This is a genomic window from Hymenobacter sp., from assembly GCF_031398885.1.
Taxonomy (GTDB): domain Bacteria; phylum Bacteroidota; class Bacteroidia; order Cytophagales; family Hymenobacteraceae; genus Hymenobacter.
Map to the genome: position 1 here is coordinate 54,101 of NZ_JANNOD010000084.1, position 15,308 is coordinate 69,408.

Below are 15,308 nucleotides of genomic sequence, written 5' to 3' on the forward strand. Positions count from 1 at the left end.
CAGGTGGTTTTTCGCAAAATAACAACTTTTGAGTAACGCCCCCTTCGAATAAAAGACCCGTCGGAGAAATTAGGATAATATTCTCCCAACGATTACCTCTTGTTTATCTTTTAGTGGTCATTTCACAACCAACTACCTTTGCCCGGTGAAAAACCGTTTTGCGTTTCAGCCGCGCTACTTTCTGTTTTGGCTGCTATTTTTTGGGCTGGGCCGCGGCTTCTTTTTGGGATACCAGCACGCCGCCATGCCGAAGCTGCCCCTCGAAACCTTGCTGGGGACGTTCTACTACGGGTTCCGCCTCGACGCCTCGGCCGCTGCCTACGTGTGCCTGCTGCCTTTTTTGGCGTTTGTGGCCAATGCCTGGCGGCCTCAACTGCCGCTTGGGGGGTTTCTTAATGTGTATTCCGCGGCCGTGGCGGCCGTGCTGGCCCTGCTGATGACGGCGGATTTGGAGCTGTACCGGGTGTGGGGCTTTCGGCTGGACGATACCCCGCTCCAATACCTGAATTCCCCCCTGGAGGCGGCGGCTTCGGCCGCGAGTGCGCCGCTGGGCTTGCTGCTGGCACTGCTGCTGGCGCTGCTCGCCAGCAGTTGGGTTATGTACCGGGTGGTGGTGGGGCCGTTGCAGCCGCTGCCGGTTTGGTTTGGCCGCGGCCGGGCCGCCCTGGCCGGGCTGCTGTACGCGGTGCTGCTGATAGTGCCCCTGCGCGGCGGCACCCAGCAAATTCCGGTAAACCAGAGCGAGGTGTATTTCTCGCGCATTGCCTTTGCCAACCACGCCGCCCTGAACGCGCCCTGGAACCTGATGAACACGCTGCGCCTGCGGGCCGATGAAAGCGAGCCCGCCCCGTTCATGCCCGACAGCGCGGCCCGGCGCCTGGTGACGGGCCTCTACCCCCGGGCCGTGGGGGCCCCGCCCCGGCCCGACTCCACGGCCTCCGTGCTGGCGGAGCCCCGGCCCAACGTGGTATTTATTATCCTGGAGAGCTTTACGGCCAAGCTGGTGGGCAGCGTGGGCGGTGAAGTGGGCGTGACGCCCACGCTCGACAGCCTGGCTCGGACGGGCATTCTGTTCCGCAACATCTACGCCGCCGGCGACCGCAGCCAGAAGGGCCTCGTGGCGCTGCTTTCCGGTTATCCCAACCAGCCCACGACCAGCATTATCCGGTTCCCGCGCAAAAACCAGCATTTGCCGCACCTGTGCCGCGCGCTGGCGGCGGCGGGCTACCACTCGCGCTACTACTATGGCGGCGAGCTCAACTTTGCCAACATGAAGAGCTACCTGCAGACGGCGGGCTACGAGCACCTCGTCGAACGGAATGATTTTGCCACGGCCGACCAGAACTCGAAGTGGGGCGCCCACGACGGCGCGCTCTTCGCCCGCGTGTTGGCCGACTTGTCGCGGCAGCCCCAGCCGTTTTTTGTCACGGCCTTCACGCTCAGCAGCCACGAGCCGTTTGACGTGCCGATGAAGTCTCGGTTCACCGGCGCCACCGAAGCGGCTTTGTTCCGCAACTCGGTGCACTACACCGATTATGCGCTGGGCCAGTTTTTGGCGGCGGCCCGCCAGCAGCCGTGGTACGCCCACACCCTGTTGGTGCTGGTGGCAGACCACGGCCACCAGCAACCGGGCGCTTCGGCTTTGCAGAGCCCGGCCAAGTTCCACATTCCGCTGCTGCTGGCGGGGGGGGCCCTGAAGCCGGCGGCGCGCGGCCGGGTGGTGCCCGTCATTGGCTCGCAGACCGACGTGGTGGCCACGCTGCTGCGGCAGCTCCGCCTGCCCGCCAACGATTTTACCTGGAGCCGCGACTTGCTGGCGCCCCACCCCGCCTCGTTCGCGTACTACTGCTACAACGACGGCTTTGGGACGGTGGCGCCCGCCGGGGCCGTCTCGTTCGACAACGTGAGCCGGCGGGTGTGGGAGCGCGACGCCACCGTACCCGAGGCCCAGCTGCAGCTGGGGAAGGCCATGGAGCAGGTTTCGCTGCGGGATTTTGCCCGTAAGTAACCGCGGCGGATTGCTGAAATAAACGCTTTTCGGCCTTACCAGCGCCCGACTAACCGCCCCCAACCGTACCTTTGCGGGGCTATGCCCGTCCCCCAATCCGTTGCCTTTTACACCCTTGGCTGCAAGCTCAACTTTTCCGAAACGTCGGCCATTGGCCGGCAGTTTGAAGAGCGCGGCTTTCAGAAAATTCCCTTTGAAGCTGGCGCTGACTTGTACGTTATCAATACCTGCTCCGTCACCGACCACGCCGACCGCAAGTGCCGGAAGGTGGTGCAGCAGGCCCTGAAGCACAACCCCGAGGCGTTTGTGGCCATCGTGGGCTGCTACGCGCAACTCAAGCCCCAGGAAATTGCGGGCATTCCCGGCGTGAGCGCCGTGCTGGGGGCGGCCGAGAAGTTTCAGCTGGTGGACCTCCTGGCTGATTTCCGCAAGCCCGCCGCCGGCGAGCCGGGCCGGGTGCACGCCTCGCCCATTGCCACCGCCACGGAATTTCACGCCGCCCACTCGTTCGGCGACCGCACCCGCACCTTCCTCAAGGTGCAGGACGGCTGCGACTATTCCTGCTCGTTCTGCACCATCCCGCTGGCCCGGGGCGGCAGCCGCTCGGGCAGCATCGCCAGCGTGGTGGCCCGCGCCAAACAGCTGGCCACCAGCGGCGTGAAGGAAATCGTCCTCACCGGCGTAAACCTGGGCGATTTCGGCCTGCAGGGCCCCGGGCGCGAGCGGCGCGAAGACTTCACCGGGCTGGTGACGGCTTTGGATGGGGTGAGCGGCATTCGCCGTTTCCGCATCAGCAGCTGCGAGCCCAACTTGCTGACCGACGAGATACTGGAGACTGTCGCGGCTTCGGCCCGGTTCATGCCGCACTTCCACCTCCCGCTGCAAAGCGGCTCCGACAAAGTCCTGGGGCTGATGCGCCGCCGCTACCGCCGGGCGCAGTACGCCGGCCGGGTGGCGCGCATCAAGGAGCTGATGCCGCACGCCTGCATCGGCGCGGACGTGATTGTGGGCTTTCCGGGGGAAACCGACGCTGATTTCCTGGACACTTACAATTTCCTCAACGAGCTGCCCATCAGCTACCTGCACGTTTTCCCTTACTCCGAACGGCCCGACACCCTGGCCCCCACCCTGCCCGGCCGGGTGCAAGACCGGGTGCGGCACGCCCGCACCACCCAGCTGCGCAGCTTGTCGGAGAAAAAGAAGCGTCATTTCTACGAGCAGCACCTGGGCCTGGAAACCGACGTGCTCTTTGAAGACGACGTGACCGGGGGCCGCGTGGAGGGCTTCACCCCCAACTACATCCGGGTGGCCGTGAAGTACGACCCGCTGCTGGTGGGCGAAACGAAAACGCTACGCCTGGCCGGGGTAAACGCCTCGGGGCTAATGGAAGCCGAGGAAGTGGGCATTCTGACCTAAACCATGGCTTGGCGGGCCATGGCCAGCATCTCGCGCAGCATCTGCTGCTGCTGCTCCAGGTGCTGATTGCGCAATTCGGCCAAAGCCAACTGGTGCTGCAGGTGCTGGGCGTGGAGCGCGGCCGCCACGAAGGTTTCGGGGGAGATACTGGAGGTACTGGCCGAAGCAACGGGCGCTGCGGAAGCTGCCGACAGCGGCGCCGCGGGCTCGGCCGTTGGGAAGGGGGCGGCCGGCGCCGGGGCCGCAGGCGCTGCGGCGGAGCCGTTGGCATGCGGCGCAGCAGGAGCCATTGGAGCGTTGATTTCGGGAATGGAAGCTGCTGCTGCCGATGCTGTGAGCACCTCGTCGGCAGCGGCGGCCACGGCCGCGCGGGCAGGCTGGGTGGCCGCGGCTGCCAAGGCCAAGGCGGCCGCAATTTCGCCGGGCTGCAACCGGGTACCCGCCACGCCGGGCGCGGTTCGGCGGGAAGAGGGCGCCGCCACATCGGTCAAATCAATGGGCTCCAGCGGCAACTCGGGCGCCGCCACAACGGGCAGTACGGGAGGTTTCGGCGTTAGCTCGCCGCCCACCAGCATCGGGCCCCGGCCCAGCAATAGCCAGTCGCGTGACACATTTGGGTATATCTCAAAGATGCGGCAGAGCAGGTCGTAGCCCGGCTTGTTGCGGCCGTCGATGAGGTGCTGCACCACGCTGGCCGTCTTGCCCAACGACATGGCAAAGGCGTTTTTAGTCAACCCAAACTGCTGGATGAGCTGGGCAAAGCGTTGGTCGATGGGAACAATTGGCGGGGCAACCATAAGACTTGCACAAATGAGTAGATGCGCAAATGTATAGAAAATGAGCTCGGCCGCCGGGTACAAACCGCGAAACAGCTGCTTGGCCAACCGGGCCCGCCGCGGCCGGGGCGGTCCCGCGCCTCGCTGCATGGAGCTAAGGCGGGGCGGCTATTCGTAGCGCAAGGAATCAATGGGGTCCAGGGCAGCGGCTTTGCTGGCGGGGTAGTAGCCCGATGCCAACCCCACCCCCACGCAAATGACCAGGCCGACTATCATCCACACCCAGGGCACCAGGAAAGAGCCCGAGCCGACAAACTTGGCCACGCCGTTGCCCCCCAGCACGCCCAGGACGATACCGAGGGTGCCGCCCAACAGGCAAATGACAATGGCCTCGATGAGAAACTGCTGACGGATTTGTACCGCCGTAGCCCCCAGCGCCTTGCGAATACCGATTTCGCGGGTGCGTTCCGTCACTGATACCAGCATGATGTTCATGAGGGCAATGCTGGCCCCGAGCAGCGTGATAAAAGCCATGATGCTGCCCCCGGCCCGCACTTTGCCCGAAATGGCGTCCAAATCCGCGGCCAGCGACTCGCTGCTTTCTACCACAAAGCTGTCTTCCTGACCCAGCTTGTCCTGGCGCACGGCGCGCATCACGCCGGTGGCCTGGCCCATGAGGAAGCTGAGGGTGCCCATCTGGTCGGTGGCGGTTTTGATGTCGTAGGTGAGGGCGCGCTGGCGGGGCATCTGGTTGCCGGTTTCGAGCGGCAGCAGGGCCAGGCGGTCGGAGCCGCCGCCGCCCATGCCGCTGCCGCTTTTTTCAAGCAGACCCACGATGAGAAAACGCCGGCCCAGGGCGGCCACGTACTTGCCCACGGGGCTTTGCTTGGGGTAGAGCTTGAGGCGAATTTCGTCGCCCACTATCAGCACGTTGGCGCCGCTGTTGAGCTCGGCCTGCGAGAAGGTGCGCCCCGCGGTCAGGTTGTAGCCCTGGATTTTCAGGTAGTTTTCGTCGCCGGCCACCACCTGCATGTTGGGGTTGGTTTTGGTGCCATTGGCTTTCATTTCCACGGCCCCGGCCACGAAAGCCGAAATCCCGACCTGGGCGTCGTCGCCCATGGCCGTTTTGTATTGCTTGGCCTGCAGAAAATTGATGGGGGCGTACTGCTTGGCCTGCACCCCGCCGCGCCGGCCGCGGTTGCTGTACCCTTTGGCGTGCAGCTCGAAGGAATTGGCCCCGAGGCTAGCGAAGGTTTCGGACAATGAATTTTTCATCGCGTCGATGCCGGTGAGGATGCCCACCAGCGCAAACAGGCCGATGCTGAGAATGAGCGCCGTGAGCACCGTGCGCAGCAGGTTGGCGCGGATGGAGCGGAAGGCTTCACGGATGCTTTCGAGGAGGCTCATGGGGAAGGGAGTTAGAAAGGGAGTTAAAAGTTAAAAGTTGAGAGTTAAAAGTTGAGAGTTGAAGCGCATGTGAGTAGAATTTTAACTTTTAACTCTCAACTTTTAACTCCCTTCCAAATTCCTTCCGACTCCGCCTCAAAATATACACTTGTTTGAAAGGCACCGCGGTTGTCGAGCTGGCGCTCAGCGGTACGTCGCTCCCAAAGTTCGGCGGCCGGCGCTTAACTTGAACCACCGGCGCCGCAACCTCGTTGGTTTGCTGCGTTTCTTTCCCCCGAAAACTATGCTGCTCAAGCGCCTTCTGCTGTTTTTGCTCGTGGCCGTGGCCGGCGCGGCGGCCCCCCGGGCCGCCCGCGCCAACCACGTGTTCATTCCGATGGACAACACCCAAAAGGAATGCCTCAAGGCCTACGGGGTGGCGTTCTGGCTGCTCCAGCGCGAGGTGCCCGTGGACTGGCTGCTCAACTACCGGGGCGGCGCCTTTGCCTTCGAAGCCACGGCCGGGGCCGAGAACGAGCTGGCCGTGCGCGGCGTCACGTTCCAGGTCATCAGCGAGGCGCAGTACACGAGCATACTGCAGGAAATAGCCGACCCCAACGCCAACATGGACGTGATGAAGCTGGAGAAGGTCCCCAAAATTGCGGTGTACACCCCCAAGGGCAAGCAGCCCTGGGACGACGCCGTGACCATGGTGCTGGCCTACGCCGAAATTCCCTACACCCAAATTTACGACGACGAAGTGCTGGCCGGCGCCCTGCCCAAGTACGACTGGCTGCACCTGCACCACGAGGACTTCACGGGCCAGTACGGCAAGTTTTACCGCACCTACCGCAGCTACCCCTGGTACCAGCAGCAGCAGCGCGACGCCGAGGCCACCGCCAAGCGCAACGGCTACGCCAAGGTGAGCGTGATGAAGTCCACCGTGACCGTGAAAATGCAGGAGTTCATCGCCGGGGGCGGCTTTCTGTTCGCCATGTGCTCGGCCACCGACTCCTACGACATTGCCCTGGCCGGCCTGGGCGTGGACCTGGTGGAAAGCATGTACGACGGCGACCCGGCCGACCCCGCCGCCCAGTCCAAGCTCAACTACAACCGCTGCCTGGCGTTCCAGAACTTCCAGCTGGTGCGCGACCCCTACGAGTACGAGTACTCCAACATCGACCTGCAGCCCGGCGAGCGCGGCCTGGGCGAGCAGAACGACTACTTCTCGCTCTTCACCTTCTCGGCCAAGTACGACCCGGTGCCCACCATGCTCTGCCAGAACCACGAGAAGACCATTCACGGCTTCATGGGCCAGACCACGGCCTTCCGCAAAAGCCTCATCAAAACCGACGTGGTGGTGATGGGCGACACCAAGCAAACCGGCGAGGCCCGCTACGTGCACGGCACCCTGGGCAAGGGCACCTGGACGTTCTACGGCGGCCACGACCCCGAGGACTACCAGCACCTGGTGGGCGAAGAACCCACGGATTTGACCCTGCACCCCAACTCGCCCGGCTACCGGTTGATATTGAATAACATTCTGTTTCCGGCGGCTAAAAAGAAAAAACAGAAGACCTGAAAGCCATTTCGGTGCCCTGCCAGCCCCCGCCTTTTCTGCTGCTCCATCACCGCCCCGGGTTCCCAGCCCGGGGCTTTTTGTTGACCGCAGCAGGCACCGGCCACGCCTTTGCGGCCACAAAAAAGGCGTAGGAAGCCCGTTGAAAGCAACTGTTACGAGGTTTAACCCGGTTCAAATCCGGTAACAGTCCCACCGAAAAAATTTGTTGCCGGATTTTAATGCGGTTGGCACTGGCAACATCCCCCGGATTTTCCTACCCAGGGAACGTTGCCAGTGCCGAAAAAGCGAATCATCGACGGCCTGACTGCCGTAGGAAGAGCGGGTAGCCGCGTGGCTCCTTCTTCGTTGGCCTACGCCGCCACTCAGCCCTATTTTCCGCCCCTTGTTCTGCGCATGGAAGACCTGAATCACACCAACTACAGCTTGTCCGGCAGCCGGGAAGAGGCGCTGGCCGTCGAAGAAGTTGCCAACCCCCTCCCCCGGGCGGTGCTGCGCATGAACAGCCACGTGCTGCTCGACGGCCACTGGCGCTTTGCTCACGACGAGGCCGACACCGGCCTGCGCGACGACTGGGCCCGGGGCCACGCCTACGAGCACACCGCCCACTGGCCCGGCTCGGTGGAGTCGCACCTGGCCCAGGCCCGGGGCGAGCACGGCGACGCGGCCTGGCACGACCAAGTGGTGGTGTGGTACGAACGGGAATTCAATCTGCCCGAGCTGGCCGGGCCCGAGGCGCGGTCCATGCTCCAGCTCACGTTCGGGGCCTGCGGCTACGAAACCCGGGTGTGGCTCAACGGCCAGCCGCTGAAAACCATCGAGGGCGAGGAGGTGCACTACGGCGAATACACGTCGTTTACTTACGAGCTGGACGAAGCCAACCTGCATTTGGTGAACCGCCTCACCGTGCGCATTGCCGACACGATGGACGCCGACCTGCCCCGGGGCAAGCAGGAATCGCACGTGTACAAGCGCGGCGGCATCTGGTACCAGACCTACACCGGGGCCGTGCGCAGCGTGTGGCTCGAAGCCGTGGAGCGCAACCGGCTGCGCTCGCGGGTGGGCGTGGTGAGCGTGGTGGAAGACCAGCTCGTGCGCTTTAACTTCACCCTGCGCCTGCACGACGCCGGGGCCTACACCATTCGCCTGCAAGTATTCGACCCGCTCACGGCAGACCGCACGGCGCCCCTCACCTCTTCCGACTTCCCCCTTACGCTGGCCGCCGGGCAGTGGCAGCAGCGCCTGGTGCTGGAAGTGCCCGGCGCCGAGCTGTGGTCGCCGGAGGCCCCGAACCGCTACCGCCTGGTGGCCCAGCTCATCGACGCCGACGGCTACGTGGCGCAAATCGAGACGCTGTTCGGGCTGCGCAAAATCGAGTCCCGGGGCCGCTACGTGTACCTCAACAACCAGCCCACCTACCTCGACGGCATCCTCTACCAGCCCGGGCAGGCCACGCTCGCCGAGATGCAGCGCCACATGCACGGCATGAAGGCCCTGGGCTGCAACCTGGTGCGGGTGCACATTGCCGGCATCGACCCGCGCATCTACAACCTGGCCGACGAGCTGGGCCTGCTGCTGTGGGTGGAAGTGCCCAGCCCGCACAGCTCCACCCCGCGCAGCCGCGAAAACCACCGCGCCGAGTTGCTGCGCCTGGTTACCCTGAGCGAAACCCACCCGTCCATTGTCATCTGGAGCCTCTACAACGAGGACTGGGGCGCCCAGGACATTGCCACCAACGCCGCCACCCGCCAGTACATCATCGAGACCTACCATTTCATGCAGATTGCCTACCCGCAGTTTCTGGTGGTGGACAACGACGGCTGGCACCACATCTCCCACACCGGCCGCCTGAAGTCGGACCTGCTCACGGCCCACCTCTACACCCCCGACCTGGGCCGCTGGCGGGAGCTGCTCGACCGCCTGGTGGGCGGCGAGATGGAGGGCACGGCCGCCTTTCCGCTGGTGGTGGGCGACCCGTTCTTCTACCGCCGCCAGGTGCCGCTGATTGTGAGCGAATGGGGCGGCTTCGGCTTCAGCGACTACGGCGGCCCGCAGGACGCCGAGGCCCGCACCAGCAGCATCCGCGCCTTCAAGCAGGAGCTGCGCCAGCGCCCCATTGCCGGCGACGTGTACACCCAGGCCACCAACATTGAGGACGAGCGCAACGGGCTGCTCGACCCGCACACCGGCGTGCTCAGCGTGCCGGCCAACCTCCTGGCTTCGCGCCAGCTCAAACACCTGGACTAGCAACCGGCACCGGGGTCAGTACCGCCCGGCCAGCCGGGGCGGCTGGGGGGCGGCCAGGGTGGCCGTGGTGCACCAGGCCGCGCCCAGGGCCGTGTTGTTGGCCCGGAGCTGGGTCAGAATTTTGCCGGCCACGGTGCTCGTGACCGAAGTTTCGCGGACCACCAGCTTGGCTACCTCCACGTGCTGGCGCGGGGCGGGCACTTTGGCCGCCCCCGGCACTACCAGCTCAAAAATGACCAATTGCTCGGCTTCTTCGACGCAATCGTCAGCGCAACGCATTTCCACATTGCCGGGGCGGGGGATATTGTCCGTGTTTCGCATATAGAAAGTGGAATGGAAGGGGTGCAGAAAAAGCGGCATGACAAACGTTGGTAAATATGGCTCGAATTTGCCGATTTATTGCTACTGAAGCGTTTAGTTCACAAAACCGCAATTGTCTGGCCGCTTTGCCGGCCCGCTCGGCAACAAATGGCGCGCGTTTGCCCTGCCCTCCCCCGCCTCATTGCCCCACCCGCACCGTCAGGTCAAAACTCGGCAGTGGGTCAGCCAGCGGGTCCGCAACGTGGGTGTGGACTGCGACCGGCGAATACACGGCGCAGAGCGTGTTGGCCACCTGCACCAGCTGGCCCGGCGCGGCAGCCGGCAGCCCGTCCAGAATGCCGGCCAGCACTTCCCAGCGGGGCTGCCCGGGCTGGCGGCTGGCGTCGTGCCACACCACCACCGTGGCGGGCCCCACCAGGTGCTCGAACACGCGGCGGGTATCGGTGCGCACGGCGTCGTAGCGGTGGTCGCCGTCGATGAACACTACGTCGAACGGCCCGAGCGCGGCCAGGTCGTACGTGGCGGAGTGGCCGTGCAGGTGCGTGACGTTGGCCAACGGCCGCGAAAAGAAGCCGTGCAACTCGATGTACCGCTCGCTGAGCCCCAGGCCGCGCATTTCGGCGGCCGAAAGGTTGAGCGTGTGCACGGTAGCGGCCACCTCAGCCACGTTGGCCGCGCTCTCGCCGCGCCACGTGCCAATCTCGAAGTACCGGCAGCCCGGCACCCGGCGCGCCAGGGCCCGGAGCAGGAGCAGGTCGGTGGGCAGCGAGCCGCCGTCGCGGAAGGCGAACGGGCGCACGGTGTGGTCGGCCGGCGAGAGGAACTGGGCCAGCGGCGCGGCCGGCAGGCCCCGCGACGTGAGGCCCCGCCCGGGGTGGGCCAGCGCCCGGCGCTGCCAGGCGGTTTCGTCGGCGGCCAGCACCGTGTTAAGCAGCCAGGGGTTGCGGGCGAGGGTGGCGAGGCCGCGCAGGGTTTTGGAAAGTCGGGACACGGAGGAGCGGCTAAGCGGGGGCGAGCGGAGCCGACGGCTCGGCACTGCACCCAAGCGTTTTTTGGGAAAGGTCCGCAAAGCTAGCGCCCGCCGGGACGGTCGTTGGCGCGGCGGGCTGCCCCAGCCAATTGCGCCCGGCCCGAACCGGCCCGCCGCTTCCGGGGTTACCTTTGCAGCCCGCCCGCTTCCGGCGCGCTGCCCGCTGCCATGACCATAACCGAAGAAGCTGTTCTTAAAGCCCTGAGCTACGTGGAAGAGCCCGACCTGGGCCAGGACCTCGTCACGCTCAACATGATTGAGAACATCGTGATTGACGGCCGCACCGTGGCGTTTACGGTGGTGCTCACCACGCCGGCCTGCCCGCTCAAGCAGCTCATCCACGACGCCTGCGAGCGGGCCGTCCACACCATGGTGGACCCGGACGCCAACGTGGTGATTACCATGACCTCGCGCGTGACCAGCCTGCGCAACAACCGCGGCGACCTGCTGCCCGGCGTGAAGAACATTATTGCCATTGCTTCGGGCAAGGGCGGCGTGGGCAAGAGCACCGTCGCGGCCAACCTGGCGGTGGCCCTGGCCGCCACCGGCGCCAAGGTGGGCCTGGTCGACGCCGACATTTCGGGGCCCAGCATGCCCACCATGTTTGGGGTGGAAAACGAGGCCCCGCACGTGTTCCAGGGGCCCAACGGCAAAAACCTGATTCGGCCTATCGAGAAGTACGGCGTCAAGCTGATGAGCATCGGTTTCCTGGCCCCGGCCGAGTCGGCCATCGTGTGGCGCGGGCCCATGGCTTCGTCGGCGCTCAAGCAGTTCATCACCGAAGTGGACTGGGGCGAGCTGGACTACCTGCTGCTCGACCTGCCGCCCGGCACCTCCGACATTCACCTTACCCTGGTGCAAACCGTGCCCGTGACCGGCGCCGTCATCGTGACCACGCCGCAGAAAGTGGCCCTGGCCGATGCGCAGAAAGGCTTACAGATGTTCCGCCAGCCCCAGATTAACGTGCCGGTGCTGGGCGTGGTTGAGAACATGGCCTGGTTCACGCCCGCCGAGCTGCCCGAAAACAAGTACTTCATCTTCGGCGAGGGCGGCGGCCAGCGCCTGGCCGCCCAGCACGACATCCCACTGCTGGGTCAGCTGCCGCTGGTGCAGAGCATCCGCGAAAACGGTGACCAGGGCCAGCCCGCCGTGCTGGACGCCGAATCGGTAGTCGGCAAGCTGTTTGCGGACCTGGCCGAAGCCGTGGCCCGGCAAATCAGCATCCGTAACAACGTGGCCCCCAAAACGGCCGTGGTCCAAATGAATTCCTAATGCCCGTGGAAACGCCAACCTCCGCCCCCGTTTTTGAACATCCGCTGATGCCCCGCATCGAGGCCGCGCTGGATACCTTACGCCCCTACCTGGCCACCGATGGCGGCAACGTGCGCGTGGCCAACATCACCACCGAGGGCGTGCTGCAGCTCGAATGGGAAGGCGCCTGCGGGGCCTGCCCCATGTCGCCGATGACCCGCGCCGGCCTGGAGGACACCGTGAAAAAAGCCGTACCCGAAATCACGGCGGTTGAAGCCAGGTAAGCTTCCTGCGGGTTTTGATAAGCAACGAGCTGCCAGACGAAAGGCCCAATGCTGCTGGGCGTCGGGCCTTTTTGCATAGGAACCTATCCGAAAATGCTTTCGCTGCCAAAGGTCCGTCCAGTTCATGGCGTCCGCTGGCTAAAGCACCTCGCCCGCTTCGTCAGGGTCGTTCAGGAAAGCCGGCGAGATGCTTCGGCTCCGCTCAGCATGACGTTCAATTTGTCCTCTGGCTAGGTTCAAAATAATAGCGGGCACCTTCCTTATTCCTCCTCCGAAATAGCCGCCGCGCCCTCCGGCAGATTCAGCAGCGGCCCCAGCAGCAGGGCGTTGACGAACAAGCGGGAAGTGCCGTGCCAGTAATGGCGGAAATTGGGGTCGTCGGCGAAGAGCACGACGCGCCCTGCTCCTACTTTGCTGACCACCACGGCGGCGGAGTTGCTGATTTGTCGCAGGTTGGCTTTCGACACGTAGCCGCTCACCAGGGGCTGGGCCGTGTACTGGGCCACGGTGGCGTAGGGGTTGCGGCTGGGCCGCAGAAACGTGGTGCCGTTGCGGAAAACGTACAGGCGCCGGCTGGTGAGCCCGAAGCCGAGGGGATTAGTCGGGTCGACGTCGGCGGCGTAGATGGAGCCGGCGATGGCGCGAGTACCCTCCTGCTCCTGCTCCACAAAATCGGCGCGGCGCGGGGCGGCGGGCTTGCCTTTGACCGTGGCCGTGGTATCGGCCCAGCCGCCATTGGCCGGAATCAGCAGCTTGTCTTTGACGATACCCTGCTTGATGACCCACTCCGAGGCGTTTTTCAGGGTAATCAGCGTGCCACCTTCCTGCACCCAGCGGCGCAGCTTTTCCGCGGCGGCTTTGTCCAGACCGGCGTAGCTCCCGCCCGCCAGCACGATGCTGGTGTAGCGGCCCAGCGGCGCCCGCCCGAAGTTGCTCACCTCGATGCGGCTCAGCGGCACGCCCAGCTGCTGGCTGGCCACAAACCAGGCCTCGCCCACTTCCGAGGCGTTGGTGCCGGTGCCCACGAGGATTGCCGCTTTGGCTTCCGGCACGGTGCGCACGTTGTTGGAGCCCAGGTCGATGCCCCCCACGCTGAAGCCGGTGCTCACGCTGGTAAAGACCACCTGGTTTTGCCGGCTCACCCGGCTCACGATTTGAAACACGGAGTCGGCCGCAAGCTTTTGGGCGGCTACGGGAATCACCAGCGTGCCGTAGCCGAAATCGAGGGGTTTATCGGACGGACCCGCGCGGAAGGGCTTGAAGCTGACCTTGGCCACGAGGCCGGCGCGGTGCAGCGCCGCCAGGGCCCGCGGGGCATTGTAGTCGGTCCACGGCAGGAGGTAGGCGTAGCTGCTCGGGCCGCCGCGCACCTCCCCGGCCAAGGTTTTGGGCGCTTGCACCGCGGGCCCTTGCACCAGATTCGCGTTTTTCTGCTTGGAAACGGCCAGGCCGTAGGCGTGCGCCTGGCTCCAGCCCGTCACGTCGTAAAACACGCTGTCGTGGAAGGTGGTCAGCTCCTCGAACAGCGAGTTGACGATGCGGTACTGGGGCTGCGCGGTGGGCACCACGTAGGCCTTACCCCGCTCGAAGGCCTGCTTGTCGAGCGTCACATTTTTGCCCAGCTCGTGCACTTCAATCTTGTGCTGGAGCAGCAGGGCCAGGAACTTGTTAGTCAGCGTGGCGTCCTGGGCATTGCCAAACACGTGGCTTTTGGTGGGAAACTTGCGCGCGTCGCTCAGGGCCGAGGTAAAAAAGTCGCGCTGGTGGCGCAAGTACAGGTCCTTTTCTTCCACCGCGCCGCGCACCGTGGCCAGGCCCGTGGCCACGTGGTTGCGGATGGTAAAGGGGAAGGTGACCACGCCGTTGGTGCCTTCCTGGGCCAACCCGCGCGAGCTGCCCACCTCAAACGTGACGCCCACGCCGCCCTGAAAGTCGGGGTAGGTAGAGCCGTAAATGGGCGAAAGATTGTCGAACTGCTCCTTGGTCCAGTACAGCGCGCCGAGGTTGTCGAGGGCCTTGGCGAAGTACTTGGCCAGGTGCACGTTCAGCACCTCGTAGGTCGCCCGCGGGATGAGGTCATTCTCGGTGCTGAAGGGCTTCGAGGGCTCGAAGTAGTACGTGCCGTTGGTACCCATCTCGTGAAAGTCTATCATCACGTTGGGGTACCACTCGTGGAAGAAGGCCATGCGGGCGCGGCTTTCGGGCTGGGTCAGGGGCAGCCAGTCGCGGTTGAGGTCGGTGTAGAAGTGGTTGGTGCGGCCGCCGGGCCAGGCTTCGGTGTGCTCGCGGTCGAGCGGGTCGGTGGGGTTGGGCCACGACTTGTTCTGGTCAAACCAGTGCGAGGCGCGGTCGCGGCCATCGGGGTTTTCGAGCGGGTCCACGGTAACCACCGACTGCTGGAGCCACTGCTGCGTTTCGGGGCTAGTGGACGCGGTGAGGTAATACGCCATCAGCAAGGCCGCTTCCGAAGAACTGCTTTCGTTGCCGTGCACGCCGTAGTTCAGGCTCACCACCACCGGCAAGCGGCCGTAGTTGGGCGCGGGCAGTTTGGGGTCGACCAAGGCGCGGCGGTCCTGCTGCAGCCGGGCCAGGTTCTGCTGGTTCTCAGGCGTGGTGATGGTGGCCACTACCTGGGGACGCTCTTCAAACGTGGTGCCCAGCACCCGCAGGCTCACGCGGTCCGACACCCGGTCCAGCTCGCGCAAATAGGCCACAATCTGGTCGGTACGCGTGTAGTGCGAGCCAATGGGGTAACCCAGAAACTGCTCCGGCGTGGGCACCTTGGGGTCGAAGCTGCTGGCTTGGGCGCCGGGGAAGAAATAGCTGTTTTGGGCAGCTGCGGGCAACGCTTGGGCGAGCCCTAAGGCTAGCAGCGCAGCGTATAGGTATGTTTTCAACATGGGAGTTTTTACGTTATAGTTACAGGATGTCCAAGCAAGTCCGCCAGCCGGCGTAACCTCACCCCCGGCCCCTCTCCCGCGGAGAGGGGTGCGTTCAACGATTCGGAACA

General features: G+C 64.7%; 11 protein-coding genes. 6 read left to right on the top strand and 5 right to left on the bottom strand.

All coding sequences use genetic code 11. The features are described 5' to 3' along the window. The first annotated feature begins 145 nt into the window (after window positions 1–145). Both RMO51_RS16250 and mtaB read left to right on the top strand, forming a co-directional pair. Window positions 146–2,008: an LTA synthase family protein gene (locus tag RMO51_RS16250; protein WP_310396364.1), complete on the top strand. Its 1,863-nt coding sequence runs from the start codon at window positions 146–148 to the stop codon at window positions 2,006–2,008. Window positions 2,009–2,089: 81 nt separating this feature from the next. After that, window positions 2,090–3,424 (top strand): tRNA (N(6)-L-threonylcarbamoyladenosine(37)-C(2))-methylthiotransferase MtaB, encoded by a 1,335-nt coding sequence (gene mtaB / locus RMO51_RS16255; protein ID WP_310396366.1) that lies wholly within the window; start codon window positions 2,090–2,092, stop codon window positions 3,422–3,424. On the opposite strand, the gene RMO51_RS16260 is transcribed toward mtaB, so the two are convergent. Both RMO51_RS16260 and RMO51_RS16265 read right to left on the bottom strand, forming a co-directional pair. After that, entirely contained in the window at window positions 3,421–4,221 is an 801-nt protein-coding gene (locus RMO51_RS16260; RefSeq protein ID WP_310396368.1) for a helix-turn-helix transcriptional regulator, read from the bottom strand. The two genes, mtaB and RMO51_RS16260, sit on opposite strands and share 4 nt — an antisense overlap. A gap of 147 nt (window positions 4,222–4,368) precedes the next feature. Next, window positions 4,369–5,607: an ABC transporter permease gene (locus tag RMO51_RS16265; protein WP_310396370.1), complete on the bottom strand. Its 1,239-nt coding sequence runs from the start codon at window positions 5,605–5,607 to the stop codon at window positions 4,369–4,371. A gap of 283 nt (window positions 5,608–5,890) precedes the next feature. Here RMO51_RS16265 and RMO51_RS16270 point away from each other — a divergent pair, with 283 nt between their 5' ends. Both RMO51_RS16270 and RMO51_RS16275 read left to right on the top strand, forming a co-directional pair. Continuing rightward, window positions 5,891–7,168, top strand: a complete 1,278-nt coding sequence (locus tag RMO51_RS16270) for an asparagine synthetase B (protein ID WP_310396372.1) — start codon at window positions 5,891–5,893, stop codon at window positions 7,166–7,168. Between the two features lie 393 nt (window positions 7,169–7,561). Beyond that, a complete protein-coding gene (locus RMO51_RS16275; protein WP_310396392.1) occupies window positions 7,562–9,412 on the top strand; it encodes a glycoside hydrolase family 2 TIM barrel-domain containing protein in 1,851 nt (616 codons plus the stop codon). Between the two features lie 15 nt (window positions 9,413–9,427). Here the strand turns inward: RMO51_RS16275 and RMO51_RS16280 are convergent, their stop codons facing one another. Together RMO51_RS16280 and RMO51_RS16285 are read right to left on the bottom strand one after the other, a co-directional pair. After that, window positions 9,428–9,733, bottom strand: a complete 306-nt coding sequence (locus tag RMO51_RS16280; RefSeq protein WP_310396375.1) for a hypothetical protein — start codon at window positions 9,731–9,733, stop codon at window positions 9,428–9,430. A 178-nt stretch (window positions 9,734–9,911) separates the two neighbouring features. After that, complete coding sequence (locus tag RMO51_RS16285; protein ID WP_310396378.1) at window positions 9,912–10,724, bottom strand: class I SAM-dependent methyltransferase; 813 nt, start codon at window positions 10,722–10,724, stop codon at window positions 9,912–9,914. A gap of 207 nt (window positions 10,725–10,931) precedes the next feature. Here RMO51_RS16285 and RMO51_RS16290 point away from each other — a divergent pair, with 207 nt between their 5' ends. Both RMO51_RS16290 and RMO51_RS16295 read left to right on the top strand, forming a co-directional pair. Next, window positions 10,932–12,035 (top strand): Mrp/NBP35 family ATP-binding protein, encoded by a 1,104-nt coding sequence (locus tag RMO51_RS16290; RefSeq protein ID WP_310396380.1) that lies wholly within the window; start codon window positions 10,932–10,934, stop codon window positions 12,033–12,035. A 47-nt stretch (window positions 12,036–12,082) separates the two neighbouring features. Beyond that, complete coding sequence (locus tag RMO51_RS16295) at window positions 12,083–12,298, top strand: NifU family protein (RefSeq protein ID WP_310396383.1); 216 nt, start codon at window positions 12,083–12,085, stop codon at window positions 12,296–12,298. A 260-nt stretch (window positions 12,299–12,558) separates the two neighbouring features. Here RMO51_RS16295 and RMO51_RS16300 read toward each other — a convergent pair whose 3' ends face one another. After that, window positions 12,559–15,198, bottom strand: a complete 2,640-nt coding sequence (locus RMO51_RS16300) for a M14 family zinc carboxypeptidase (protein WP_310396386.1) — start codon at window positions 15,196–15,198, stop codon at window positions 12,559–12,561. Window positions 15,199–15,308 lie beyond the last annotated feature (110 nt).